Annotated in this window: 27 protein-coding genes; 11 read left to right on the top strand and 16 right to left on the bottom strand. The window is 40.2% G+C overall.

Annotated elements, in window-relative coordinates; all coding sequences use genetic code 11:
* On the top strand, positions 1-1,440 hold the full coding sequence (locus tag AB8E63_RS00865; protein WP_263393982.1) for a TrkH family potassium uptake protein: 1,440 nt from the start codon (positions 1-3) through the stop codon (positions 1,438-1,440).
* An 851-nt stretch (positions 1,441-2,291) separates the two neighbouring features.
* Positions 2,292-2,996, top strand: a complete 705-nt coding sequence (locus tag AB8E63_RS00860; protein WP_368909522.1) for a lysostaphin resistance A-like protein — start codon at positions 2,292-2,294, stop codon at positions 2,994-2,996.
* A gap of 338 nt (positions 2,997-3,334) precedes the next feature.
* Here the strand turns inward: AB8E63_RS00860 and AB8E63_RS00855 are convergent, their stop codons facing one another.
* The 3 genes from AB8E63_RS00855 to AB8E63_RS00845 form a co-directional block, all read right to left on the bottom strand.
* Positions 3,335-4,879, bottom strand: a complete 1,545-nt coding sequence (locus tag AB8E63_RS00855) for a peptide chain release factor 3 (RefSeq protein WP_368909521.1) — start codon at positions 4,877-4,879, stop codon at positions 3,335-3,337.
* Between the two features lie 209 nt (positions 4,880-5,088).
* Entirely contained in the window at positions 5,089-5,781 is a 693-nt protein-coding gene (locus AB8E63_RS00850) for a TIGR02206 family membrane protein (RefSeq protein ID WP_368909520.1), read from the bottom strand.
* 34 nt (positions 5,782-5,815) lie between these two features.
* The gene (locus AB8E63_RS00845; protein WP_368909519.1) at positions 5,816-6,490 is read right to left on the bottom strand and encodes a TIGR02206 family membrane protein; all 675 of its coding nucleotides are present in this window, start codon (positions 6,488-6,490) and stop codon (positions 5,816-5,818) included.
* A gap of 212 nt (positions 6,491-6,702) precedes the next feature.
* Between AB8E63_RS00845 and gatC the strand changes: the two genes are divergently transcribed.
* The 9 genes from gatC (at position 6,703) to nusB (ending at position 14,001) form a co-directional block, all read left to right on the top strand.
* On the top strand, positions 6,703-7,005 hold the full coding sequence (gene gatC / locus AB8E63_RS00840; protein WP_006147946.1) for an Asp-tRNA(Asn)/Glu-tRNA(Gln) amidotransferase subunit GatC: 303 nt from the start codon (positions 6,703-6,705) through the stop codon (positions 7,003-7,005).
* Positions 7,005-8,471 carry an Asp-tRNA(Asn)/Glu-tRNA(Gln) amidotransferase subunit GatA gene (gatA, locus tag AB8E63_RS00835; protein WP_368909518.1) on the top strand — a complete coding sequence of 489 codons (1,467 nt, stop codon included), beginning with the start codon at positions 7,005-7,007 and terminating at the stop codon, positions 8,469-8,471. The genes gatC and gatA overlap by 1 nt, the downstream gene beginning before the upstream one ends.
* Positions 8,471-9,916: an Asp-tRNA(Asn)/Glu-tRNA(Gln) amidotransferase subunit GatB gene (gene gatB / locus AB8E63_RS00830; RefSeq protein WP_225750686.1), complete on the top strand. Its 1,446-nt coding sequence runs from the start codon at positions 8,471-8,473 to the stop codon at positions 9,914-9,916. The genes gatA and gatB overlap by 1 nt, the downstream gene beginning before the upstream one ends.
* A 51-nt stretch (positions 9,917-9,967) precedes the next feature.
* Positions 9,968-10,348 (top strand): hypothetical protein, encoded by a 381-nt coding sequence (locus AB8E63_RS00825; RefSeq protein WP_075566421.1) that lies wholly within the window; start codon positions 9,968-9,970, stop codon positions 10,346-10,348.
* Between the two features lie 62 nt (positions 10,349-10,410).
* The gene (locus AB8E63_RS00820; protein WP_368909517.1) at positions 10,411-11,397 is read left to right on the top strand and encodes a zinc-ribbon domain-containing transport protein; all 987 of its coding nucleotides are present in this window, start codon (positions 10,411-10,413) and stop codon (positions 11,395-11,397) included.
* A 9-nt stretch (positions 11,398-11,406) separates the two neighbouring features.
* Positions 11,407-12,534, top strand: coding sequence for an SPFH domain-containing protein (locus AB8E63_RS00815; protein ID WP_368909516.1), 1,128 nt, complete (start codon positions 11,407-11,409; stop codon positions 12,532-12,534).
* Between the two features lie 80 nt (positions 12,535-12,614).
* Entirely contained in the window at positions 12,615-13,175 is a 561-nt protein-coding gene (efp, locus tag AB8E63_RS00810; protein WP_004251910.1) for an elongation factor P, read from the top strand.
* A gap of 21 nt (positions 13,176-13,196) precedes the next feature.
* Positions 13,197-13,586, top strand: coding sequence for an Asp23/Gls24 family envelope stress response protein (locus AB8E63_RS00805; RefSeq protein ID WP_036756919.1), 390 nt, complete (start codon positions 13,197-13,199; stop codon positions 13,584-13,586).
* A complete protein-coding gene (nusB, locus tag AB8E63_RS00800) occupies positions 13,579-14,001 on the top strand; it encodes a transcription antitermination factor NusB (protein WP_004251901.1) in 423 nt (140 codons plus the stop codon). Before AB8E63_RS00805 ends, nusB begins: the two co-directional genes overlap by 8 nt.
* 53 nt (positions 14,002-14,054) lie before the next feature.
* Here nusB and AB8E63_RS00795 read toward each other — a convergent pair whose 3' ends face one another.
* From AB8E63_RS00795 to AB8E63_RS00735, 13 genes are all read right to left on the bottom strand, one after another.
* On the bottom strand, positions 14,055-14,780 hold the full coding sequence (locus AB8E63_RS00795; protein WP_368909515.1) for a lysostaphin resistance A-like protein: 726 nt from the start codon (positions 14,778-14,780) through the stop codon (positions 14,055-14,057).
* Positions 14,781-14,933: 153 nt separating this feature from the next.
* Positions 14,934-15,701 carry an acetyl-CoA carboxylase carboxyl transferase subunit alpha gene (locus AB8E63_RS00790; protein WP_368909513.1) on the bottom strand — a complete coding sequence of 256 codons (768 nt, stop codon included), beginning with the start codon at positions 15,699-15,701 and terminating at the stop codon, positions 14,934-14,936.
* A complete protein-coding gene (gene accD / locus AB8E63_RS00785) occupies positions 15,701-16,564 on the bottom strand; it encodes an acetyl-CoA carboxylase, carboxyltransferase subunit beta (protein WP_004251892.1) in 864 nt (287 codons plus the stop codon). Before accD ends, AB8E63_RS00790 begins: the two co-directional genes overlap by 1 nt.
* Before the next feature lie 34 nt (positions 16,565-16,598).
* Positions 16,599-17,966, bottom strand: a complete 1,368-nt coding sequence (accC, locus tag AB8E63_RS00780) for an acetyl-CoA carboxylase biotin carboxylase subunit (protein ID WP_368909512.1) — start codon at positions 17,964-17,966, stop codon at positions 16,599-16,601.
* Positions 17,967-17,977: 11 nt separating this feature from the next.
* Positions 17,978-18,400 (bottom strand): 3-hydroxyacyl-ACP dehydratase FabZ, encoded by a 423-nt coding sequence (gene fabZ / locus AB8E63_RS00775; protein WP_000565515.1) that lies wholly within the window; start codon positions 18,398-18,400, stop codon positions 17,978-17,980.
* A complete protein-coding gene (gene accB, locus AB8E63_RS00770; RefSeq protein ID WP_368909510.1) occupies positions 18,397-18,879 on the bottom strand; it encodes an acetyl-CoA carboxylase biotin carboxyl carrier protein in 483 nt (160 codons plus the stop codon). The genes fabZ and accB overlap by 4 nt, the downstream gene beginning before the upstream one ends.
* A gap of 2 nt (positions 18,880-18,881) precedes the next feature.
* Positions 18,882-20,117, bottom strand: a complete 1,236-nt coding sequence (gene fabF, locus AB8E63_RS00765) for a beta-ketoacyl-ACP synthase II (RefSeq protein WP_368909630.1) — start codon at positions 20,115-20,117, stop codon at positions 18,882-18,884.
* Positions 20,118-20,139: 22 nt separating this feature from the next.
* Complete coding sequence (fabG, locus tag AB8E63_RS00760) at positions 20,140-20,874, bottom strand: 3-oxoacyl-[acyl-carrier-protein] reductase (RefSeq protein WP_368909509.1); 735 nt, start codon at positions 20,872-20,874, stop codon at positions 20,140-20,142.
* A gap of 32 nt (positions 20,875-20,906) precedes the next feature.
* The gene (gene fabD / locus AB8E63_RS00755) at positions 20,907-21,827 is read right to left on the bottom strand and encodes an ACP S-malonyltransferase (RefSeq protein ID WP_368909508.1); all 921 of its coding nucleotides are present in this window, start codon (positions 21,825-21,827) and stop codon (positions 20,907-20,909) included.
* Positions 21,820-22,794, bottom strand: a complete 975-nt coding sequence (gene fabK / locus AB8E63_RS00750) for an enoyl-[acyl-carrier-protein] reductase FabK (RefSeq protein WP_368909507.1) — start codon at positions 22,792-22,794, stop codon at positions 21,820-21,822. Before fabK ends, fabD begins: the two co-directional genes overlap by 8 nt.
* Positions 22,795-22,910: 116 nt before the next feature.
* A complete protein-coding gene (locus AB8E63_RS00745) occupies positions 22,911-23,135 on the bottom strand; it encodes an acyl carrier protein (protein ID WP_000257840.1) in 225 nt (74 codons plus the stop codon).
* 58 nt (positions 23,136-23,193) lie between these two features.
* Positions 23,194-24,168: a beta-ketoacyl-ACP synthase III gene (locus AB8E63_RS00740; RefSeq protein ID WP_368909506.1), complete on the bottom strand. Its 975-nt coding sequence runs from the start codon at positions 24,166-24,168 to the stop codon at positions 23,194-23,196.
* The gene (locus AB8E63_RS00735) at positions 24,168-24,602 is read right to left on the bottom strand and encodes a MarR family winged helix-turn-helix transcriptional regulator (protein WP_004251873.1); all 435 of its coding nucleotides are present in this window, start codon (positions 24,600-24,602) and stop codon (positions 24,168-24,170) included. The genes AB8E63_RS00740 and AB8E63_RS00735 overlap by 1 nt, the downstream gene beginning before the upstream one ends.
* Positions 24,603-24,687 lie beyond the last annotated feature (85 nt).

Here is a 24,687-nt window from a genome sequence, read left to right as displayed (position 1 = left end):
ATGAATAGAAGTATGGTACGCTTTCTTCTTGCAAAGCTACTCTTGATTGAAGCTGGGCTACTTTTAGTTCCGGTTGGTATTGCTCTTTACTATCGAGAATCTAGTCAAGTTTTTACAGCTCTTTTCTCTACCATCGGGATTCTTGTTGTCCTAGGTCTACTCGGAATCATCAGTAAACCTAAAAAACAACGTATCTATGCCAAAGAAGGAGTCTTAATTGTTGCCCTATGTTGGATCCTCTGGTCTTTCTTTGGCTCCCTTCCCTTTGTCTTTTCAGGTCAAATCCCCAATTTTATCGATGCCTTCTTCGAAACTAGTTCCGGCTTCACTACTACGGGAGCAACTATCTTAAATGACGTTTCTGTACTAAGTCGTTCGCTTCTATTTTGGCGGAGCTTTACCCACCTCATCGGAGGTATGGGGGTGCTAGTTTTTGCACTAGCTATTATGGACAATGCTAAAAACAGCCACTTAGAGGTTATGAAGGCCGAGGTTCCTGGACCAGTATTTGGTAAGGTGGTGTCTAAGCTAAAAAATACAGCACAAATCCTCTACATCCTGTATCTGGCAATGTTCGCACTCTTTGTAGTGATTTATTATCTTGCCGGTATGCCACTCTACGATAGCTTTGTCATCGCTATGGGAACTGCTGGGACTGGTGGTTTCACGGTTTACAATGATGGAATCGCCCACTATAATAGTTCTCTCATTACCTATCTGACGAGTGTCGGGGTCTTGATGTTTGGTGTCAATTTCAACCTCTACTACTATCTCATGCTTCGTCGAGTTAAGGAATTCTTTTTCGATGAGGAGCTTCGTGCTTATCTCTTGATTGTCGTTGTTTCTACCGGCTTAATTACTCTCAATACACTCCACCTTTATAGTGGCGTTTCACAAAGTTTTGAGATGGCCTTCTTCCAAGTCTCTAATATCATCACTACAACTGGTTTCGGTTACGGAAACATTACAAATTGGCCTTTATTTTCTCAGTATATCCTACTGATGCTGATGGCGATTGGTGGTTCTGCTGGATCTACTGCTGGTGGTCTCAAAGTGATGCGTGGAGTTATTCTAGCTAAAATTGCTAAAAATCAATTTTTGTCTACCATATCACCTCACCGTGTTTTAACTCTCCATGTTAACCAAACGGTAATTGATAAGGATACCCAGCACAAGATTCTCAAGTACTTTGTAGTTTACGTCATGATTCTACTCAGCTTAATGTTCATTATCAGTTTAGATGCTGACAATTTAATGATTGTTACGAGTGCCGTTTTCAGTTGCTTTAACAATATCGGCCCAATTCTCGGAACAACTGCAAGTTTTTCAATATTTAGTCCATTTTCAAAACTCCTCCTATCCTTTGCAATGATTGCAGGACGTCTTGAAATTTATCCAATCATATTACTCTTTATGAAGCGAACCTGGTCTAAGCGCTAGCTATGTTATTATCAAAAAGCACATCCCTCATTTTTTGAGGGATGTTTTTTTCTGTTGATAAGATTTTTAAAAGACAGTTGAGAGTCAAAAAATAACACTTGGGAAAAAGATGATTTTTCATGAATCATTTTAGTTATAATTTTAAAAAAACGTAGGGGTTTTATATGGAAAAAATGAACAAATCAATCCAACTTCTTTTATTGATTTCCTTGGTCTACTTAGGCTGCTGTAGTTGCTTAGTTTGGCCTGGTATTGCTTTAACACTCAAACAATCCTGCTTTTACTTTTTGCTTCTCTTACTATTTTTAGCAGGTATCTGTACATTTATCCACTATCTTTCAGGACATGATCATGTGAATAGTCAGCTACACAATCGTAGTCGATCCTTCTTTTTATTGTATAGCAGCATGGTTATCATTAACGTTGCTGGAGTATGTTTTATTTTATTTGAAAGCATAAGCACTGACACTCTACTACAAAAGGAAATCGTTGACTTGTTACTCATCTCTTTCTTTTTCCTTTTCGGACTTGATATTGCTACCTTTCTGCCGTTAAACAAATGGAGAAAATTACCAACTCATAAAAAGACAGGCAGGCTAACAACCCTTATCTTTCTTAGTTTATTCTTTCTGCACAATCCTTTAACTATATTTTCTGTCAGTTTTTATATCCTTTTGGGAGTCAGCTTTCTAAACTTTTTATTTCCTAAAACCTTAAGACAAGATTTATCCTTCTATAGTCATTTAATTCGAAACATCTTACTTGTTTTATCTACGCTCATGTTCTGGTAGTTAATAGAATTCCTATCCAAAGTATGCTATAATGAAATAAATTTTTTAGGAGATATATGAATGAATTTTTTTAAAGATTATCGTAAACGATTGATTTGGCTAGGAATCTTTCTTGTGGCAATGGCCCTATCGCAAGTTCCTATCGTGACTTTAATGCTACTTCAAAAAACGCAACTTGGATCTATCTGGTCATCTCTAATAGTGGGGCTTGTCTCTACCGCTATTGTTACACTCTTTTTATATGGTGCTCACAAAAGTAAGTTATTAAATCTAAAATCGAAACTCTTTGCTATTAATGACGCCCCTCGAATCGCTCTTAGTTATGTAGCCATTATCGCAGGAAATCTGATTGGTGCGATTTGGTTACAACTTCTGAAGCAAACAACTACTTCGAATCAAGAGGCTATCAATAGCATCATGTCAGAAAGCTCTCTAATTTCCAGCATTTTCGTGGTTGCAATAGTGGCACCTATTTGTGAGGAAGTTATCTGTCGAGGTATCATCCCTACTAAACTCTTCGAAGGATACGAGAAAATTGGATATGTTTTCGGTTGGTTTCTCTTCACTATAGCCCATATACCAAATAATCTTCCTTCTTTCTTGATCTATGGCTGGATGTCTGCCGTCCTAACTTGGACTGCTTATCGCACCAAACGTCTAGAGATGTCTATCTTACTGCACCTAGTGAATAATGGAGTCAGCATTCTATTGCTTATCCTTCTGACAATTCTTATCAAGGTTGTTGGTATAGATGCTTTTCAATAAATGAAGATTCCACTACTAATAAAAAGACTAGAAATCTATCTAATTTCTAGTCTTTTTGTTTATTCTTTGAGTGATTCCAAACTAAGTTAGTGAGGCAGGTAGCTAGACTACTTTCTAACTATTACGACGAAAAAGTCCACGAATCAATACCATTCGTGGATTTTGCCTAGTGAAGCGTTTAAGTAAACTGCCATAGCAGTTACCGTTTATTAGATTACGACACGGAGTTTGGCAAATCGATTATATTTGCCAAACGTAGTTAGTAAGGCAGTTAGGCAAGTCTAATAGGACTTGCCGTAGTCTACTTAGATTGCTTGCAATCAAGTAGGCTTACTGAATCACATCTTCTCCTCTAGCTCAACGTCTGGATACTTATCTGCAAACCAGCGGAGGGCAAAGTCGTTTTCAAAGAGGAAGACAGGTTGGTCAAAGCGGTCTTTAGCCAAGATGTTTCGGCTTGAAGACATACGTTCATCTAAATCTTCTGGTTTAATCCAACGAACTGTCTTTTTACCCATTGGAGTCATGACAACTTCAGCGTTATACTCGCCTTCCATACGGTGTTTAAAGACTTCGAACTGGAGTTGTCCAACAGCACCTAGCATATACTCACCTGTTTGGTAATTCTTATAAAGCTGGATGGCTCCTTCTTGTACTAACTGTTCCATTCCCTTGTGGAAGGATTTTTGTTTCATAACGTTCTTAGGCGAAACTTTCATGAAAATCTCAGGCGTGAAGGTTGGTAGTGGTTCAAACTCAAACTTGTTCTTCCCAACAGTTAGCGTATCTCCAACCTGGTAGGTCCCTGTATCATAAACTCCGATGATATCTCCTGCTACGGCATTGGTCACATTCTCACGACTTTCTGCCATAAACTGGGTAACATTTGATAGTTTAGCACTCTTACCAGTACGAGGAAGATTAACATTCATCCCACGCTCAAATTCACCCGATACGATTCGAACAAAGGCGATACGGTCACGGTGACGAGGGTCCATGTTTGCTTGGATTTTAAAGACAAAACCTGAGAAATCCTTATCATAAGGGTCGACAAGTTCACCGTCTGTTTTCTTGTGCCCATGAGGTTCTGGAGCAAACTTGAGGAAGGTTTCTAAGAAAGTCTGCACCCCAAAATTAGTCAAGGCCGAGCCAAAGAAGACTGGTGTCAAGTCTCCAGCAAGAATGGCTTCCTCTGAGAATTCATTTCCTGCTTCATTCAAGAGTTCGATATCCTCTTTCACTTGTTCGTAGAATGGGTTGCTAGCAAAGAGTTTATCCCCATCTTCTAGACTGGCAAAGCGTTCGTCCCCTTTATAAAGTTCCAAACGTTGGTTATAAAGGTCATAAAGTCCTTCAAAGGCTTTCCCCATCCCGATCGGCCAGTTCATTGGGTAACTTGCGATGCCCAAGACTTCTTCCAATTCTTGCAAAAGGTCTAGTGGCTCACGACCGTCACGGTCCAGCTTGTTCATAAAGGTAAAGACTGGAATCCCGCGGTGTTTAACAACCTCAAACAATTTCTTAGTTTGGGCCTCGATACCCTTGGCAGAGTCAACTACCATGACCGCAGCATCCACTGCCATCAAGGTACGATAGGTATCTTCTGAGAAGTCCTCGTGCCCTGGTGTGTCAAGGATATTTACGCGCTTACCATCATAGTCAAACTGCATAACAGATGAAGTGACCGAAATCCCACGTTGTTTCTCGATATCCATCCAGTCAGACTTGGCAAAGTTTCCTGTTTTCTTCCCTTTTACAGTACCTGCCTCACGAATCTCTCCCCCAAAGTAGAGCAATTGCTCTGTAATAGTCGTTTTACCAGCATCCGGGTGAGAGATAATGGCAAAGGTACGGCGTTTCTTAATTTCTTCTTGAATGTTCATAAGTTCTCTATCTTTCTAATTTTTTTAATTATTTTAATTCCTAATCACTCTTTATTACATTGGACCTTAACATTCCTTTCAACACTCCATTATATCGGATTTTAGAGAGTTTTTCAATTGCTTACACAAGAAAAAGCAGGTCAAGATACTAGACCTGCTCTTCAGATTCTTTGTTCATTATTTATTTTGTATCGCTAGTTACAATCTCTTCAAAATTTAATTTTTTCTAGAGCAATTTTCTTTTGCCAACGTTTTTTAAACAAGATATCAAAGAGCACTAAGGCTGCAGATAGAATGATTGAAACCAGAAGATACTTTATCCATATAGGGGCATTTGGAATAAACGGCGTCGTATTCAAGAGTCCGTAATTTCCACCTGTCACTTGATTAACCCCAACTAGAAAAAGATTAAGAACAAAAGTGTAGGCGATAATTCGATACTTTTTAAGTAGGTTTTTATCGTAGTGATTCATGAGATAAACCAGGGAATTGACCAAGAGGGCATAATGGCCAATCAGGAAAGAAAAGCTAGTAATATGCGGGAAATCATAGGGGTCAAAAACAGGATAGCCCAAGGCAAATACTGCTCCACTGGCTCCCATTAGGGCAAAATACTGCTTGGTTTTCCATTTATCTGGTAAGAAAACAACCGCAAACATGGCCAAACGACAATGGTAAAGAGGTAGGCTATTTGAAAATGGAATGCTAAAACCAATATACCAAGTGTAAAGAGCTAGCAGTTGCGCTATTTGAATCCACTTAAACAATCGAACAAATTTTGGATTTTTGTAGAAAGTAAGAGAAGCATAAATAGACAAAGCAAGAAGGCCTATCATGACTCCATACCAAAAAATGGAAATGGGAGGCGGTGTTGTTTGGGTTCTTGTAATAAAATGATGCATAAAATCTCCTTAAGGCAACGAATTCAGTTGTACATTAACTTTTCTTATGTTTGTATTTAACAAGTTGATTGATGAGGATGAGAATACCTGTCATCAAACTAGTTACTATCAAATAATTAACCAAGGCGCCATGATCCCCAATCACAGGGGGCTTACTCATAAAGCCATAATTTCCTCCTGTCAAGAGGTTGGCAAGAAAGATAATGGCATTGACTCCAAAAGTCATCTGGCATATTTTCCAAGTATCCCCTTTTTCAACTTTATAATATCTAACAAGATAAATCAAGCAGTTAGCCAAGAGGGCCCAATGTCCGAAAATATTGTTCACAGACGAAACATGAGGGAAAGGAAAAGGATAAAAGACTGGATAAACCAAGGCCATGATAGAACCAAAAACTCCAACCAGGGCAAAATATTGTTTAAAAAAGGTCTTATTAGGGGCAAAAAGAATTATCCACATAGCCATGCGACTATGGTAAAAAGGGAGAGCCTCAGATAGGGGCAGGCGTGCAGCAATATACCAAGCGTTGATAATGAGCAACTGAATCAATTGTCCCCAATACCAAAAGTTTCTGTAACCTTTAGATGATGCGAAACGAATCGATAAAACAGCTATGATTACCAAAGAAGTAGGTAATAAAAAGTACCAGGCTCCCAAATGAGGAGGAACTGTCTTTTTACTGGTAAAAAGCAACTCCCAAAGCGTCATATGTCATCCTTAAAGTGTTCTAGTTGAGTCAATTCTACAACCTTTTTACCAACTAAAAACGACTGTTATTCTTTCTTCTAATTTCAACCATTATATCGAAATAAAAGGTATTTTTCAATTTCTGTTTCTTTTTAGCTTGGCTTGCCTTATTTATAGGAAAATATGGTAAAATAGAACAGATAAAGAATCATCATTTCACGAAAGGATTTCCGATGAAAATTACGCAAGAAGAGGTAACTCACGTTGCCAATCTTTCAAAATTAAAATTCTCAGAAGAAGAAACTGCAGAGTTTGCGACAACACTCTCAAAAATTGTTGATATGGTCGAATTGCTCAGTGAAGTCGACACTACTGGTGTCGCACCAACTACAACTATGGCTGACCGTAAAACTGTTCTCCGACCTGATGTGGCCGAAGAAGGAACAGACCGTGACCGCTTATTTAAAAATGTACCTGAAAAAGATAACTACTATATCAAGGTGCCAGCTATCCTAGATGATGGAGGAGATGCCTAATGACTTTTAACAATAAAACCATTGAAGAGTTGCACAATCTCCTTGTCTCTAAGGAAATTTCAGCAACTGAACTAACTCAAGCAACGCTTGAAGATATCAAATCTCGTGAGGAAGCCCTCAATTCTTTTGTTACAATCGCTGAAGATCAAGCTCTTGCTCAGGCTAAAGCTATTGATGAAGCTGGAATCGATGCTGACAATGTTCTTTCTGGGATTCCCCTAGCTGTTAAGGATAACATTTCTACAGATGGTCTCTTAACAACAGCAGCTTCAAAAATACTCTATAACTACGAGCCTATCTTTGATGCGACAGCTGTTGCCAATGCAAAAGCTAAGGGCATGATCGTTGTTGGGAAAACCAACATGGACGAGTTTGCCATGGGGGGATCAGGTGAGACTTCTTACTACGGTGCTACTAAAAATGCTTGGGACCAGACCAAGGTTCCTGGTGGATCATCAAGTGGTTCTGCTGTAGCTGTAGCTTCTGGACAAGTCCGTTTATCACTTGGTTCTGATACTGGTGGTTCTATCCGCCAACCTGCTGCCTTTAACGGGATTGTTGGTCTCAAACCAACCTACGGAACAGTTTCACGTTTCGGTCTCATTGCCTTTGGTAGCTCATTAGACCAAATTGGTCCTTTTGCACCAACTGTTAAGGAAAATGCCCTCTTGCTCAATGCTATTGCTAGCCAAGATGCAAAAGACTCTACTTCTGCTCCAGTCCGCATTGCTGACTTTACTTCAAAAATCGGTCAAGACATCAAGGGCATGAAAATTGCTTTGCCTAAAGAATATCTTGGTGAAGGGATTGACCCAGAGGTTAAGGAAGCCATCCTCAAAGCCGCTAAGCACTTTGAAAAACTTGGTGCTATCGTCGAAGAAGTTAGCCTTCCCCACTCTAAATACGGTGTGGCAGTCTACTACATCATCGCTTCATCAGAAGCTTCCTCAAACTTGCAACGTTTTGATGGTATTCGTTACGGCTACCGCGCAGAGGATGCGACTAATCTTGATGAAATCTATGTAAACAGCCGCAGTCAAGGTTTCGGTGAAGAAGTTAAACGTCGTATCATGCTAGGTACTTTCAGCCTTTCATCAGGTTACTATGATGCCTACTACAAGAAGGCTGGACAAGTTCGCACCCTTATCATCCAAGATTTCGAAAAAGTCTTTGCGGATTATGACTTGATTTTGGGACCAACTGCTCCTAGCGTTGCCTATGATTTGGATTCACTCAACCACGATCCAGTTGCTATGTACTTGGCTGACCTCTTGACAATTCCTGTCAATTTGGCTGGTCTACCAGGTATTTCGCTTCCTGCTGGATTTGTTCAAGGTCTACCAGTAGGACTACAATTGATTGGTCCTAAGTATTCAGAAGAAACTATCTACCAAGCTGCTGCTGCCTTTGAAGCGACAACAGACTACCACAAACAACAACCCGTGATTTTTGGAGGTGATAACTAATGAACTTTGAAACAGTCATTGGACTTGAAGTCCACGTAGAGCTTAACACCAATTCAAAAATCTTCTCACCTACTTCTGCCCACTTTGGAAACGACCAAAATGCCAACACTAACGTGATTGACTGGTCTTTCCCAGGTGTACTACCAGTTCTCAATAAAGGGGTTGTCGATGCTGGTATCAAGGCTGCACTCGCTCTTAACATGGACATCCATAAGAAGATGCACTTTGACCGCAAGAACTACTTCTACCCTGATAATCCTAAAGCCTACCAAATTTCTCAGTTTGATGAACCAATCGGTTACAATGGATGGATTGAAGTGGAGCTAGAAGACGGTACGACTAAGAAAATCGGTATCGAACGTGCTCACCTAGAAGAAGATGCAGGTAAAAACACTCATGGTACAGATGGTTACTCTTATGTTGACCTCAACCGCCAAGGGGTGCCTTTGATTGAAATCGTATCTGAAGCAGACATGCGTTCACCAGAAGAAGCTTATGCTTATCTAACAGCCCTCAAGGAAGTGATCCAATACGCTGGCATTTCTGATGTTAAGATGGAAGAAGGTTCTATGCGTGTGGATGCCAACATCTCGCTTCGTCCTTATGGTCAAGAGAAATTCGGTACCAAGACTGAGTTGAAAAACCTCAATTCCTTCTCAAACGTGCGTAAGGGTCTTGAATACGAAGTCCAACGTCAGGCTGAAATCCTTCGCTCAGGTGGTCAAATCCGCCAAGAAACGCGCCGTTATGACGAAGCTAATAAAGCTACTATTCTCATGCGTGTTAAGGAAGGAGCTGCAGACTACCGCTACTTCCCAGAACCAGACCTACCCCTCTTTGAAATCTCTGATGAGTGGATCGAAGAAATGCGTACGGAATTACCAGAGTTTCCAAAAGAGCGCCGTGCACGCTATGTCTCTCAACTCGGATTATCAGACTACGATGCTAGCCAGTTGACTGCCAACAAAGTCACTTCTGACTTCTTTGAGAAAGCAGTTTCCCTTGGTGGCGATGCTAAGCAAGTCTCTAACTGGCTCCAAGGTGAAGTCGCTCAATTCTTGAACGCCGAAGGTAAGACACTGGAACAAATCGAGTTGACACCAGAAAACTTGGTTGAAATGATCGCTATCATCGAAGACGGCACTATTTCATCTAAGATTGCCAAGAAAGTCTTTGTCCACCTTGCTAAAAATGGTGGAGGTGCTCGTGAATACGTTGAAAAAGCCGGTTTAGTTCAAATTTCAGACCCAGATATCTTGATTCCAATTATCCATCAAGTTTTTGCCGATAACGAAGCCGCTGTTGCCGACTTCAAGTCAGGCAAACGTAACGCTGACAAGGCCTTCACAGGATTCCTCATGAAAGCAACCAAAGGCCAAGCCAACCCACAAGTAGCTCTTAAACTACTTGCCCAAGAATTGGCTAAGTTGAAAGAGAACGAGTAAATATACTTTCGTTAATAGCCTTTTCTACTAAAAATAGAATAAGGAGAATAAATGAACAAATTTTTACGAGTACTATTTATCTTAGTTATTGTCGCAATGTTGGGTGCTTCCATTCTACAAATCTTTTTCCCATCATATATGGGAGAGCATTCTGGTTACGGAATTTCTGCAGGATGGCAAAGAGAAATTGGAATTTGGAATCTAGCCGTCTTAATTATTATTCTTGCCGTTAATATTAAGTACGATTGGTTTTACCTGAGAATTGCCCTTCTTGCCCTCATTATTGGTGGTATCGGAATAGGAACAAATCATTTGCTAAATTTTATTGAATATCATTCTCCTGTTAATGCGATTGGTGCTATCGAGAATTATTTACTCGTGTTGGGTTGGATTATAGGGTGGTTTATTGAAAATAAAACTATAAAACTATAAAACTCCTTATAGACATAAAATTTAGCAAAAACTATTTTTGTACTCACATAGTTAGGAGACATATGAAAAAGTTATATACTCTTATCGCTGCTTGCTTGCTTCTTCTCTTTGTGACACCCCTACAATCCATCGATGCAGGTGTCGGCCATTCTCGAAGTGGTAGCTCTAGTCGCAGTAGCTCACGAAGTAGTAGCAGTTCTCGAAGTAGTAGCTCTAGCCGAGGTCGTTCAAGTGGTAGTTCTTCTTCCAGAAGCAGCTATCGTTCTGGCGGTAGTTACTCGAATTTGGGGGATTCTTTAAGCACTGGCATGAACATTCTGATTATGTTTGGTGTCGGAGGTTTCATACTCTTCATGCTTATCAAATATCTGAATGACCAGAATTCATCATCTGGTAAATCTTATGGAAGTTCGACTAACTACCAACCACAACCAACTATCCATCGTCGAGTTGAAAATAATAGCCAAGCCATTGATCGACTTAGATACTATGATCCAAACTTTGATGCCTCTGCTTTCACTTCATGGGCTAAAGAAGTTTATATCCAGTTGCAGGCTGCTTGGACTAAAAAGGATTGGAACTTGGTGCGTTCTCTTGAAAGTGTTAGTCTCTATACTCAACACAGTGCTCAACTGGAAGACTATATCCAATCTCAAACAACGAATGTTTTGGAACGCGTTTACGTTGAAAATGTTCGAATTAAAGATTTCAATAGTAATCCAGATGGAAATGATACTTTAGTCGTTATCTTATCATCTACCTTGAGAGACTATGTCATAGACGACAAGACTCGTAAGGTTATTGAGGGAGACCCTCAAAAAGATCTATTTACAGTTTATCAAATGAACTTCATCCGTAAACATGGCAGTCAAACTGAAAGCTCTGTCCAAGATGAAGCCGTTAGCGACCGCTGTCCAAACTGTGGCGCGCCACTGAAAATATCAGCTATCAGCAAATGTGACTATTGCGGATCTGATATCACCCGTAGTCCTAACCAATGGGTACTCGATACCTACGATGTTGTGGATGAAGACGAACTTTATAATTAGGAGGAAATTATGGGATTTATCCGTGCTGCCCTTTCAGCTGGGCTAAATAGTTTTAATGATAGCAAATTCAAGGAAGCCGTTGTACTTCCAGACCACGTCTCTTCAGACGTCATGGCCATCAAGGGACTATTGCTTACAAAAGATCCTGACGGTAGTTCAAGACAAAGCAACCAAAATACTGGTCTTTTAACAGACGGTTCTGTTGTTATTGTCCCTCAAGGATATGTTGCTGTTCTTGTCAATAACGGTACCTTCCTAGGGGATGTACTTGAAGCTGGAAGCCATGAATGGCGTGCAGGTGATAACGCTTGGCTCCTTGAAAAAGGTGGAATCAAGGGTACTTGGGAAAACTTCAAAAACCGCTTCTCTTTTGGTGGACAAGTTATTACTCGACAAGAAATCATCTTTATCCGTATGCAACCAATTGCAGGGAATAAATTTGGTACCCAAAATGCTGTAGAGTATTTCAGTGAACGTTACCAACAATTGCTCAACATTCGTTTTTACGGATTGTTTGATATCAAGGTCGCGGATCCAGTTCTTTTCTATGTTAGCTCTATCAGTCAACAAATTGAAGATCACAAACCATTTACACTCCAAGATATTGCTCAAGGAACACTTCGACAAAATATCTCTCCAAAAATCGCAATTGCTATCGCTAAGTATACCAATGAAAACGGAGTTGATATCTATAGCCTAAATGCTAACCAAGACACTTTCAATGAAGTAGCTAAACAAGAAGTTAACAAGGTTTGGACAGGACTTTATGGTATCGAAGTAACCAATATCTTGCTTGAAGATCTCAGTTACGACCAAGAAAGTCTAGAAATTGTTCGTAAACTTGATAGCGAACTCGTTGCTATGAAATACAATACCATCGAAATTGAAGAACGTCGTGCTCGTAACGAAGCCCTTATTGCTGCAGCTAATAATGAAGGTAATGGCAATGGTATGAACATGTTTATGGGAATGAACCTCGGTCAAACACTCGGTGGCCAACTCAGCCAACAAGCTCAGAATCAAGCTCCGGTTCAAAACAATGGACAAGCCACAAGTAAGAACTTTTACATCGAGGTTGATGGCAAGTATGTATTAGTAACCAAAGATGAAGAAGGAAACATCGTTCCTGTCAACTAATCTCACTTCCCTGATATTTGAGAAATCTTGCGATTTATGATACAATAAAGAGTAAATTATTTTATTAAAGAGGTAAAAACATGATCGAAGCAAGTAAATTAAAGGCTGGTATGACCTTTGAAACAGCTGACGGAAAATTGATCCGCGTTTTGGAAGCTAGCCACCACAAACCAGGTAAAGGAAACACTATCATGCGTATGAAATTGCGTGATGTCCGTACTGGTTCAACATTTGAAACTAGCTACCGTCCAGAGGAAAAATTTGAACAAGCGATTATCGAAACTGTGCCAGCACAATACTTGTACAAAATGGACGATACAGCTTATTTCATGAACACTGAAACTTACGACCAATACGAAATTCCTGTTGTAAATGTTGAAAATGAGTTGCTTTATATCCTTGAAAATTCTGAAGTTAAAATTCAATTTTACGGAACTGAAGTAATCGGTGTAACAGTACCTACAACTGTTGAATTGACAGTTGCTGAAACTCAACCATCTATTAAAGGTGCAACTGTTACCGGTTCTGGTAAACCAGCTACAATGGAAACTGGTCTTGTCGTGAACGTTCCAGACTTCATCGAAGCAGGACAAAAACTCGTTATCAACACTGCAGAAGGAACTTACGTTTCTCGTGCCTAATCTCTAGAAAGAGGTCATTCTATGGGAATTGAAGAACAATTAGGCGAAATCGTTATCGCCCCACGTGTACTTGAAAAAATCATTGCAATCGCTACAGCTAAAGTTGATGGTGTCCACTCTTTTTCAAACAAATCAGTATCTGACACCCTTTCAAAACTTTCACTCGGCCGTGGTGTCTATCTAAAAGAGTCTGAAGAAGAACTAATAGCTGATATCTATCTCTATCTTGAGTATGGTGTCAAGGTTCCTAAGGTTGCAATGGCTATTCAAAAAGCTGTAAAAGATGCCGTTCGTAATATGGCTGATGTAGAACTCAATGCTGTGAATATTCACGTTGCTGGTATTGCGCCAGATAAAACACCAAAACCAGCATTAACAGATTTATTTGATGAGGACTTCCTCAATGACTAGTCCATTATTAGAATCTAGACGCGAACTACGAAAATGTGCCTTCCAAGCACTGATGAGTCTTGAATATGGTTCTGATATTGAAACTGCTTGTCGCTTCGCTTATACTCATGATCGAGAAGACGACGAGGTAAAACTCCCTAGCTTCCTAATCGATCTTGTATCTGGTGTTCAAGCTCAAAAAGAGGAACTAGACAAACAAATCACTCAGCATTTAAAGTCTGGTTGGACGATTGAACGTTTAACCTTAGTTGAAAAGAATTTATTGCGTTTAGGAGTTTTCGAAATCACTTCCTTTGATACTCCTCAACTTGTAGCTGTGAATGAAGCTATTGAGCTTGCAAAAAGCTTTTCAGATCAAAAATCAGCCCGTTTCATTAACGGACTACTCAGTCAATTTGTAACTGAAGAAAATTAAATATAAAAAGTGTTTGATATCTATCAAACACTTTTTATTTGTCTCCTCAAATGCTATCTAAAAAAACGATTATAGATTAAATTAGAAAGCAACAACCAGATGAAATCTGCATGAATGAGCAAGTTAATAAAACTATGGCACAGGATGGTGATTTTTAAATTCTTTGTCCAACGGTAGACTAAAGCAAAGAAAAGACCGAAAAAACAATAAATCATCAAACTGATGGGGTCGCGATGGGACAATACCAAATGACTGAGCCCAAATATAAGAGCTGATAAGATGACATCCAAGTAGTATTTGGACTGGGGAAAGAAGGTGTTCATAAAATATCCCCTATGAACAATCTCTTCCAATATAGGCCCCAAAATGACAACTGAGATAAAAGAGAAGCAAGTCGTTAAAATAGTAGATTGCTCACTGAAGGATAGGACCGAAAGAAGGTCTTCAAAGATATAGTTGTTATTAATGAAGCGACTAAACTGTAAGTAAAAAGCACTTAACAACTGACGGACAAAATAAGTAGCCACTAGACTAACTACAAGGTAAAAGAATCTGGATTTTTTCGAGCCCCTTTTCTCAAAAATATAGAGCATTTTTTTCTTTTTAAGCCAATAGATAAATAGCCCTAAAAGAGCTAGTTGCTCTACTGCTACAATAATAGAATAGCCATCCATACCCCAGACAAACATCTTAGCCAGATAAAGACTACTGAAATCTAGTAGATAAATTGATAGGAATACCAGTAATGTATAGATTCCCAAATGCCCTAGTTTTTTCATACTCACTCCCAAAAATGTTTGTTGACTTATTTTTATAGCACACGCATCCCTTGTTATATTAACAGATATTTTTATAAGAGTCAATTTTTCATCCTGAAGTGTATTTTATAGAATCCAAAAAGCTAGAACTATATCTTAGTCCTAGCTTACTTTTTAGTATTTTCTAAAGCGTTGGTAACGTTCCTCAATGAGCTGCTCTAGTGGCAGTTTACCAAGTTCATCAAGTTCTGCTCGGAGTTGTTCTTTGACTTGCTTGATTAGATCTTTACTTGATAGACCTACCTCAGAGATGACCTTATCAACAATTTTCATATCTAGCAATTCGAAAGAAGTAATTTTCATCAACTCAGCAGCTTCCATAGCACGACTGCCATCCTTCCAAAGAATAGACGCAAAGCCTTCAGGACTGAGAACTGCATAGATCGAGTTTTCTAACATCCAAACACGGTCAGCTACTGCAAGAGCTAAAGCCCCTCCTGAGCCACCTTCACCGATAATAATGGCAATAATTGGCACCTTAAGATCGCTCATCTCCATAAGGTTACGAGCAATAGCTTCACCTTGACCACGCTCCTCTGCTCCGACACCAGGATAGGCACCAGCCGTGTTGATAAAGGTTACAACAGGACGGCCAAATTTTTCAGCCTGCTTCATCAAGCGAAGGGCTTTTCGATAACCTTCAGGATGAGGTTGTCCAAAGTTACGGTTAAGATTATCCTGTAAGCTTTTACCTTTTTGAATTCCAACAACAGTTACTGCTTGGTTTCCCAACCAACCGATACCACCAATAACAGCACCATCATCTCGGAAAGAGCGATCACCATGTAGCTCTACAAAGTCATCAAATATTCCTATTGCGAAGTCCAAGGCAGTTAAGCGGGTTTGTTCACGTGCTTCTCTGACGATTTTTGCAATATTCATCAACAATCCCCCTTATGTAACCTTACTAATCGAGCAATCATATCTGGCAATTCTCTCCGTTTAACAATCGCATCCACAAATCCATGTTCTAACAAAAACTCTGCCTTCTGGAAATCCTCTGGCAAATCTTCCCTTACGGTATTTTCAATGACACGACGTCCAGCAAATCCTACTAAACTTTGAGGTTCTGCCAAGATAATATCCCCTTCCATAGCAAAGGAAGCTGTAACACCACCAGTTGTTGGATCAGTAAGGATTGTTAGGTAAAAGAGACCTGCATTGGAATGACGTTTGACTGCTGCAGAGATTTTAGCCATCTGCATCAAACTCATGATTCCTTCTTGCATACGTGCTCCACCAGATGCTGTAAACAAAACGACTGGTAATTTTTCAGCTGTCGCGTATTCAAACAAACGAGTGATTTTTTCACCAACTACTGTTCCCATAGACGCCATGATAAAGTTAGAATCCATGATTCCAAGAGCGACTTTTTCGCCCTTAATCAAAGCAGTTCCTGTAACAACAGCCTCATCAAGACCTGTTTTTTCACGCATAGAGGCTAATTTTTTCTGGTAGCCTGGAAATTCCAATGGATCTTGTGTCTCAATTCCTGTAAACATCTCTAGGAAGCTTCCCATGTCAATGGTTAAAGCAAGACGCTCTTGAGCTGAAATACGGAAGGTATAGCCACAGTGAGGACAAATACGGTCACTCCCCAAATCCTTTTGGTAAATGGTATGTTTACAACCTGGACATTTTGAGAAGAGTTCGTCTGGAACCTCAGGCTTGGCTTGGGGCTTTTCTCTAAGTGAACGATTGGGATTAATTCGTATATATTTATCTTTTTTACTAAATAGAGCCATACATCCCCCTTTTCAGTCTCATATTCTTTTTACATTATTCTTTTTCTTGATAGTGTGGTAAGAAAGTTTCCATCAAGAATGAAGTATCGTAGTCCCCTGCTATCACCCGACGATCTGAAATCAAATCGAGTTGAAAATCAGCATTGGTGACGACCCCTTCAATTTCGAGTTCATAAAGAGCTCTTTGCATTTTCATGAGTGCATCAAAACGATTTTCACCATGAACAATAATTTTAGCAATCATACTATCATAGTATGGTGGAATGGTATACCCTGGATAAACTGCAGAGTCAACACGCAAGCCAACACCACCGCTTGGTAGATAAAGATTAGTAATCTTACCTGGGCTCGGTGCAAAATTAAAGGCTGGGTTTTCTGCGTTGATACGGCACTCAATAGCATGTCCTTTTAGAATAATATCTTCTTGTTTCAGAGTCAAAGGTTGACCTGACGCAATACGGATTTGTTCCTTGACAATATCCACACCAGAAACAAATTCGGTTACTGGGTGTTCTACTTGGACACGAGTATTCATCTCCATAAAGTAGAATTTCCCACTTGCTTCATCTAGTAGGAATTCAATAGTACCAGCATTTTCATAACCAACAGACTCCGCTGCACGGACTGCTGCAGCACCAATTTCATTACGCAGTGTTTTCCCAATGGCAATCGAAGGACTTTCTTCTAAAACCTTTTGGTTATTCCGCTGAAGCGAACAGTCACGCTCACCTAGGTGAATCACATGTCCAATCTGGTCAGCAAGAATCTGTACTTCAATGTGGCGAGCAGGATAAATCACGCGCTCTAGGTACATAGCCCCGTTACCAAAGTTTGCTTTGGCTTCACTAGAGGCTGTTTCAAAGGCTGATACAAGATCTTCTGCCTTTTCAACCTTACGAATTCCTTTACCACCACCTCCAGCTGAAGCTTTCAGCATAACTGGATAACCAATTTTTTCGGCAACAGCAAGCGCTTCTTCTGCAGTATGGACTTCTCCATCTGATCCTGGAATGACAGGCACATTAGCCTTAATCATTTGAGCACGGGCGTTAATTTTATCTCCCATGACATCCATTACTCGAGCTGATGGCCCAATAAATTTGATACCGACTTCTTCACACATAGTTGCAAATTTGGAATTTTCACTTAAAAAACCAAATCCAGGGTGAATAGCTTCAGCTTCAGTCAAGACCGCAGCTGATAGGATGGCATTGATGTTCAGATAAGATTCTGTAGCCTTCCCAGGACCGATACAGATAGCCTCATCAGCCAAAAGCGTGTGGAGAGCTTCCTTGTCAGCAGTCGAATAGACAGCGACTGTTGCGATTCCTAACTCTCGTGCTGCACGAATAATACGAACAGCAATTTCACCACGATTGGCAATTAAAATCTTACGAAACATGGAAAACCTCCCTAGTTTCCAATAGCAAAGGTCAGAGTACCGCTTGCTGCAAGCTTACCATCTACTTCTGCCTTCGCTTCTACTACGGCGATTGTGCCACGACGTTTGACAAAAGTTGCTGTCATGACAAGCTGATCACCAGGAACAACTTGTTTCTTGAACTTAACCTTGTCCATACCAGCATAGAAGACAAGTTTCCCTTTGTTTTCAGGTTTAGACAATTCCAAAACACCTGCTGTCTGAGCCAAGGCTTCCATAATGAGGACTCCAGGCATAACTGGGTATTGAGGAAAATGACCATTGAAGAAAGGTTCGTTAATCGTCACATTTTTAATGGCAACAATTGTATCTTCACTAACTTCTAAGACACGATCTACTAAAAGCATGGGATAACGGTGTGGCAAAGCTTCTTTAATTCCTTGAATATCAATCATTTGATACGTACCAAGCCTTTCCCAAACTCAACCATTTCTTCATTTTCAACAAGAATTTCTGTTACAACACCGTCTTTAGGTGCTGGAATTTCATTCATAACTTTCATAGCTTCAATGATGACCAAGGTTTGGCCTTTTTTAACAGTATCACCGACTGAAACAAAATTAGGTTTGTCTGGTCCGGCAGCCAAGTAAGCAACTCCGACAAGTGGACTTTCTACAAGGTCTCCTTCAGCTACAGATTCAGTAGTATTTGATTCTGGAACTGCTTCTACAACTTGTGTTGTAGTTGGAGCTTGTGGTGCAACTGTAGGTACAGCTGCTGGAACTACAGGCTGAGGTGCTGGACTTGTTTCTGCCACAAGTTTCGCTTCATTCTTACTGAAGACCAACTCGTCCGTTCCATTTTTATAAGAAAATTCTTTCAAGCTCGACTGGTCAAATTGTGCCATCAAGTCTTTGATTTCATTTAAATTCATTTTTACTTATTCTCCCAACGTTTGAAAGCAAGAACTGCGTTATGCCCACCAAATCCAAAAGTATTTGAGATAGCATAAGGGATTTCATGTTCCAAGCCTTGTCCATAAATAACGTTTGCTTCAATGTAGTCTGACACTTCTGTTGTTCCAGCTGTCATTGGAACATAGTTGTTACGGATTGCTTCAATTGTTGCAATAGCCTCAACTGCACCTGCTGCACCGAGCAAGTGGCCTGTAAATGACTTGGTTGAAGATACAGGTACTTCCTTACCAAGAACCGCTACGATAGCACCACTTTCTCCCTTTTCATTAGCAGGAGTTGATGTACCGTGAGCATTGACATAAGCTACTTGGTCTGGTGTGATTTCAGCTTCCTCCAAAGCAAGTTTGATAGCTTTAATAGCACCTTGGCCTTCTGGATGTGGTGAAGTCATATGGTAGGCATCACAAGTATTCCCGTAACCGACAACTTCAGCTAGGATAGTTGCACCGCGTTTTTCAGCATGCTCTAAACTTTCAAGGACTAACATACCTGATCCTTCACCCATAACAAATCCATTACGGTCTTTATCAAATGGAATAGAAGCACGAGTTGGATCCTCTGTTGTTGAAAGAGCTGTTAAGGCTTGGAAACCAGCGATTGCAAATGGAGTAATTGAAGATTCTGATCCACCAACTAACATGATATCTTGGAAACCAAATTTGATAGAACGGAAGGCATCTCCGATAGCATCGTTTGATGAAGCGCAAGCTGTGTTGATAGATTTACAGATACCATTGGCACCAAAGCGCATAGCTACATTTCCTGCAGCCATATTTGGCAAGGCTTTTGGAAGTGTTAATGGTTTAACACGTTTTGGTCCTTTTTCGTGAAGTCGAAGCACTTGGTCTTCGATTTCTCTGATTCCACCGATACCTGATGCAACGATGACACCAAAGCGGTCTTTATCAAGCGCTTCTACGTCAAGATTTGCATTGTTCACTGCTTCTTGAGCTGCATACAAGGCATACAAAGAATAATCATCGAAACGATTGGTATCTTTTTTTACAAAATATTTGTCAAAAGGAAAATCATTAATCTCTGCTGCATTATGGACGTCAAAAGCACTGTGATCAAACTTGGTGATTTCACCAATCCCAATCTTTCCATTCTTTAAACTGTTCCAAAATTCTTCTGGCGTATTCCCAATTGGAGATGTTAATCCATAACCTGTTACTACTACACGATTTAGTTTCATTTTCATACCTCTATTTTAACTCTTATTGCATGGTAAGTCCACCATCAATTGCAATGACTTGTCCCGTTAGATAATCTTGGCTTGCAAGAAAGGCTGTGACCTCTGCCACTTGCTCAGCTTGGCCAAATTGTTTCATCGGAATTTGTGCCAACATAGCATCTTTTACCTTATCAGATAGGACTGCAGTCATATCAGATTCGATCATTCCTGGAGCAATGGCATTGACACGTACATTACGATTGGCTACCTCACGTGCTACTGATTTGGTAAATCCAATTAGACCAGCCTTAGATGCAGCGTAGTTCGCTTGACCGATATTTCCCATCAAACCAACGACACTGGACATATTGATAATGGCCCCTTCACGAGCTTTTATCATCTGCTTCAAGACTGCTTGCGTCATATTGAAGGCTCCCGTTAGATTAACTTTCAAGACCTTCTCAAAATCTTCTTCTGTCATCTTCAGCATGAGAGTGTCTTGAGTAATCCCGGCGTTATTCACTAGGATGTCAACTGAACCTAGCTCTTCAATAGCTTGGTCCACCATTCGTTTTGCATCCGTAAAATCAGAAACATCACCAGAAATAGCAAGGACCTTCACCCCGTATGGTTTAAACTCGTCTAGAAGCTCCTCGGAGATCTCACCACGACTATTCAAGACAACGTTGGCTCCCAAGCTGGCAAATTTATGAGCAATGGCAAGACCAATTCCTCGACTTGAGCCTGTAATAAAGACATTTTTCTGTTCTAGTTTCATTTTTCTCCTTTCAGAACTTCTATCATCCTGATCTAATTTTCTAAGAGTGCTTGTAAACTTGCTTGATCTTCCACATTTGCAAGTTGAGCAGTTTTATCAATCTTTTTGACGAATCCAGACAAGACTTTCCCAGGACCAATCTCGATAAAACGTGTCACACCAGCTTCTTGCATAACTGCAATGCTTTCATAGAAACGAACAGGTTCCTTGACTTGACGAGTCAAGAGTTCTGCAATTCGTTCTTTTTCCATGACTTTTGCTTCTGTATTACCAACAAGTGGACAAGCAAAGTCATTAAACTCAACATCTTCTAGGACTTGAGCTAATTTTTGACTAGCAGATTCCAATAAAGCTGTATGGAAAGGTCCAGAAACATTTAGCGGAATTAAGCGTTTTGCTCCTGCTTCTTGCAAGAGTTCAACTGTACGATCCACAGCAACCACCTCACCACCAATAACAATTTGGCTTGGGGTATTGTAGTTAGCTGGAGTCACAACTCCAAGTTGAGAAGCTTCTTGACAAGCTTGTTCAATAACTTCAACTGGAGTATTGAGTACGGCTACCATTTTACCAGACCCTGCAGGTGCTGCTTCTTCCATATAAGCTCCACGCTTAGCAACTAGAGCCACTGCATCTTCAAAATCCAAGGCGCCACTAGCTACAAGGGCAGAATATTCACCAAGAGAGAGGCCTGCCACTATATCTGGTTGGTAACCTTTCTCCTTTAGTAGTCGGTAAATGGCAACGGATGTAGCCAAAATAGCTGGTTGTGTGTAACGAGTCTGATTTAGCTTCGTTTCATCGTTATCAATCAAGTCACGAAGATCATAACCTAAGACCTGGCTAGCTTGGTCGATTGTTTCTTTGACGATAGCATATTGGTCGTATAGTTCACGTCCCATTCCAAGGTACTGGGCTCCTTGACCTGCAAATAGAAAGGCTGTTTTAGTCATTTCTTGTAACTCCTGCCCAACGAGCGGCTTCTTTTTGAATTTTCTCAGCTGCACCATAGTAGATATCTTTTAAGATTTCTTCAACTGTTTCTTCTTTAGATACCAAACCTGCAATCTGGCCGGCCATTACTGAACCGCCATCTACATCACCATGGACAACAGCCTTAGCTAAGGCTCCAGCACCCATTTGTTCAAAAATTTCTAAGTCTGGATTTTCTTGTTTAAAGGCATCTTTTTCAGCTTGCTCGAAATCACGAGTCAATTGATTTTTGATGGCACGAACTGCGTGACCAAAATGTTGTGCTGAAATAGTTGTATCAATATCACGAGCTTTTAAAATCTTAGCTTTGTAGTTTGGATGAGCATTTGATTCTTTAGCAACTACAAAACGAGTTCCTACTTGCACAGCTTCCGCACCAAGCATAAATCCAGCAGCAGCTCCCTCACCGTCTGCAATACCACCTGCAGCGATAACAGGAATTGAAACAGCCGCCGCAACTTGACGAACCAAGGTCATGGTTGTTAATTTACCAATGTGTCCACCGGCTTCCATACCTTCACAAATGACAGCATCTGCACCGATTTTTTCCATACGTTTAGCCAAAGCTACGCTAGGAACTACAGGAATAACGGTGATTCCTGCTTCATGAAATCGATCCATATATTTACTTGGGTTCCCTGCACCAGTTGTGACTACCTTAACCCCTTCTTCAATCACAAGGTCAACAATATCATCAACAAATGGAGACAAGAGCATGATATTGACACCAAAAGGCTTGTCTGTTAAAGATTTAATCTTATCGATGTTGGCTTTAACCACTTCTTTAGGTGCGTTTCCTCCACCAATGATTCCGAGACCACCAGCTTTTGAAACAGCTCCAGCCAAATCGCCATCTGCCACCCAGGCCATTCCACCTTGGAAGATAGGATATTTAATATTTAATAGTTCAGTGATACGTGTTTTCATATTGCCTCCATAAGTCTTGCTTACGTAATAGTTCGACTTTATTATAATTTGACGGTCAAACTATTACCTAAACAAGAGGGAGCGGGTCTCCCCTACTCCTTCTTTATTTATTCTAATTATTTAGTTTGCTCTTCAACGTAAGCAACCAAGTCGCCAACTGTTTTCAAGTTGTCTTCAGCTTCGATTTGGATATCAAAAGCGTCTTCGATTTCTGAGATTACTTGGAACAAGTCCAATGAATCTGCATCCAAATCATCAAAAGTAGATTCAAGTGTTACTTCTGATGCATCTTTTCCAAGTTCTTCAACGATAATTTCTTGTACTTTTTCAAATACTGCCATGATAGACTCCTTTAAAATAAATAGTTTTTTTATAACAATGTGATCACCACATGATTACCTAAATTGTAACAATAAGTGTGCCCCATGTCAAACCTCCACCGAAACCTGACAAGAGAATTTTTTGGCTACCATCCAAATGGATGAGCCCTTCTTCTACACACTCAGAAAGTAAAATCGGGATACTTGCCGCACTAGTATTTCCATACTTCATCATATTAGCAGGAAGCTTGTCACGATCGACACCGATTTTTCTAGCCATCTTATCTAAAATTCGAATATTAGCTTGATGAAGCAAGAGATAATCGAGTTCATCTGCTGATATTGGACTTTTTTCGATGGTCTGTTTAATAGATTTAGCCACGTCTCGAATTGCAAAGTCAAAAACTGCTCTCCCATCCATTTTCAAGAAAACATCTGGTTCTTCTTGAATCGAAAATGGTGAAATCAATCCTGTCTGTCCATAAGTGAGACACTCACCACGAGAACCATCGCTATTGAGACTTTCAGCTAAGAAATGTTTTTTGTCACTTGCCTCAAGTAGCACACCACCAGCTCCATCTCCGAACAAGACAGCTGTTGAGCGGTCAGACCAATCCAAAGATTTTGACATGGTCTCACTACCGATAACCAGACCCTTTCGATATGTTCCTGAAGAAATGAACTTTTCTGCAGTTGATAGGGCAAAAACAAATCCACTACAAGCAGCTGTTAAATCATAGGCAAAAGCCTTATGAGCGCCAATCCTTGCCTGAACACGAGCTGCGGTTGAGGGCATCATCGAGTCAGGTGTCATAGTCGCTATAATGATGAAATCTAGCTCTTCAGCAGAAATCCCTGCCTTCTCTAGAAGTTGTCTTGCAACCTCTGTAGCCAAATCTCCTGTTGATTCTGTCTTAGAAATATGGCGTTCTTTAATCCCTGTCCGACTTGAGATCCATTCATCACTCGTATCCATGACCTGAGCCAAGTCTTCGTTAGTGATAATCTGCTCTGGAGCATAATGAGCGACCTGGCTTATTTTTGCAAAAGCCATTACTTCAAATCCTCCAAAAAGTGATAAAGATTAGTCAAGCCTTTTCCCATAACTTCAATCTCTTCAGGACTCATGCCCTCGATAATTCTTTCGACCATGGCCTTATGGAAACGTTTATGAAGACGGTGAACGAGACGACCTTTCTTTGTCAAATGCAGATGTACTACACGACGATCTTGATCTGAGCGGATACGTTCGATGTATCCTTTTCTCTCCAAATTGTTTAAACTCGTTGTCACAGTCCCTAGAGTTACCATCAACTCTTTGGACACTTGACTTGGAGTCACTTCTGGATACTTACCGATAACATCAATCGTGTGCATTTCTTTGATAGAGATGTCTTTGAAACGACTACCTCGCAAACTTACTTCCTCGATCACTAGGACGTTGTTAAAAATTGATGTTAAATAGTCATTGACTTGTTGGTAGTCCATTTCTCTTCCCTCCTTTATCAAAAAAAGTTTAATAATCAAAACATTTGACAAAAAAAGTATATCAAACTTCAAAGAATAGTGCAAG

Source organism: Streptococcus sp. oral taxon 061, from assembly GCF_964211575.1.
In the GTDB taxonomy this organism is placed as follows: domain Bacteria; phylum Bacillota; class Bacilli; order Lactobacillales; family Streptococcaceae; genus Streptococcus.
The sequence above is the reverse complement of the archived record's forward strand: the minus strand, read 5'-3'. Positions and strand labels throughout refer to the sequence as shown.

What these genes read in the sequence shown, in the direction of transcription:
- AB8E63_RS00865 (WP_263393982.1), top strand. Translation starts at nt 1, where the DNA reads ATGAATAGAAGTATGGTACGCTTTCTTCTTGCAAAGCTACTCTTGATT.
- AB8E63_RS00860 (WP_368909522.1), top strand. Translation starts at nt 2,292, where the DNA reads ATGAATTTTTTTAAAGATTATCGTAAACGATTGATTTGGCTAGGAATC.
- AB8E63_RS00855 (WP_368909521.1), bottom strand. Translation starts at nt 4,879, where the DNA reads ATGAACATTCAAGAAGAAATTAAGAAACGCCGTACCTTTGCCATTATC.
- AB8E63_RS00850 (WP_368909520.1), bottom strand. Translation starts at nt 5,781, where the DNA reads ATGCATCATTTTATTACAAGAACCCAAACAACACCGCCTCCCATTTCC.
- AB8E63_RS00845 (WP_368909519.1), bottom strand. Translation starts at nt 6,490, where the DNA reads ATGACGCTTTGGGAGTTGCTTTTTACCAGTAAAAAGACAGTTCCTCCT.
- gatC (WP_006147946.1), top strand. Translation starts at nt 6,703, where the DNA reads ATGAAAATTACGCAAGAAGAGGTAACTCACGTTGCCAATCTTTCAAAA.
- gatA (WP_368909518.1), top strand. Translation starts at nt 7,005, where the DNA reads ATGACTTTTAACAATAAAACCATTGAAGAGTTGCACAATCTCCTTGTC.
- gatB (WP_225750686.1), top strand. Translation starts at nt 8,471, where the DNA reads ATGAACTTTGAAACAGTCATTGGACTTGAAGTCCACGTAGAGCTTAAC.
- AB8E63_RS00825 (WP_075566421.1), top strand. Translation starts at nt 9,968, where the DNA reads ATGAACAAATTTTTACGAGTACTATTTATCTTAGTTATTGTCGCAATG.
- AB8E63_RS00820 (WP_368909517.1), top strand. Translation starts at nt 10,411, where the DNA reads ATGAAAAAGTTATATACTCTTATCGCTGCTTGCTTGCTTCTTCTCTTT.
- AB8E63_RS00815 (WP_368909516.1), top strand. Translation starts at nt 11,407, where the DNA reads ATGGGATTTATCCGTGCTGCCCTTTCAGCTGGGCTAAATAGTTTTAAT.
- efp (WP_004251910.1), top strand. Translation starts at nt 12,615, where the DNA reads ATGATCGAAGCAAGTAAATTAAAGGCTGGTATGACCTTTGAAACAGCT.
- AB8E63_RS00805 (WP_036756919.1), top strand. Translation starts at nt 13,197, where the DNA reads ATGGGAATTGAAGAACAATTAGGCGAAATCGTTATCGCCCCACGTGTA.
- nusB (WP_004251901.1), top strand. Translation starts at nt 13,579, where the DNA reads ATGACTAGTCCATTATTAGAATCTAGACGCGAACTACGAAAATGTGCC.
- AB8E63_RS00795 (WP_368909515.1), bottom strand. Translation starts at nt 14,780, where the DNA reads ATGAAAAAACTAGGGCATTTGGGAATCTATACATTACTGGTATTCCTA.
- AB8E63_RS00790 (WP_368909513.1), bottom strand. Translation starts at nt 15,701, where the DNA reads ATGAATATTGCAAAAATCGTCAGAGAAGCACGTGAACAAACCCGCTTA.
- accD (WP_004251892.1), bottom strand. Translation starts at nt 16,564, where the DNA reads ATGGCTCTATTTAGTAAAAAAGATAAATATATACGAATTAATCCCAAT.
- accC (WP_368909512.1), bottom strand. Translation starts at nt 17,966, where the DNA reads ATGTTTCGTAAGATTTTAATTGCCAATCGTGGTGAAATTGCTGTTCGT.
- fabZ (WP_000565515.1), bottom strand. Translation starts at nt 18,400, where the DNA reads ATGATTGATATTCAAGGAATTAAAGAAGCTTTGCCACACCGTTATCCC.
- accB (WP_368909510.1), bottom strand. Translation starts at nt 18,879, where the DNA reads ATGAATTTAAATGAAATCAAAGACTTGATGGCACAATTTGACCAGTCG.
- fabF (WP_368909630.1), bottom strand. Translation starts at nt 20,117, where the DNA reads ATGAAACTAAATCGTGTAGTAGTAACAGGTTATGGATTAACATCTCCA.
- fabG (WP_368909509.1), bottom strand. Translation starts at nt 20,874, where the DNA reads ATGAAACTAGAACAGAAAAATGTCTTTATTACAGGCTCAAGTCGAGGA.
- fabD (WP_368909508.1), bottom strand. Translation starts at nt 21,827, where the DNA reads ATGACTAAAACAGCCTTTCTATTTGCAGGTCAAGGAGCCCAGTACCTT.
- fabK (WP_368909507.1), bottom strand. Translation starts at nt 22,794, where the DNA reads ATGAAAACACGTATCACTGAACTATTAAATATTAAATATCCTATCTTC.
- AB8E63_RS00745 (WP_000257840.1), bottom strand. Translation starts at nt 23,135, where the DNA reads ATGGCAGTATTTGAAAAAGTACAAGAAATTATCGTTGAAGAACTTGGA.
- AB8E63_RS00740 (WP_368909506.1), bottom strand. Translation starts at nt 24,168, where the DNA reads ATGGCTTTTGCAAAAATAAGCCAGGTCGCTCATTATGCTCCAGAGCAG.
- AB8E63_RS00735 (WP_004251873.1), bottom strand. Translation starts at nt 24,602, where the DNA reads ATGGACTACCAACAAGTCAATGACTATTTAACATCAATTTTTAACAAC.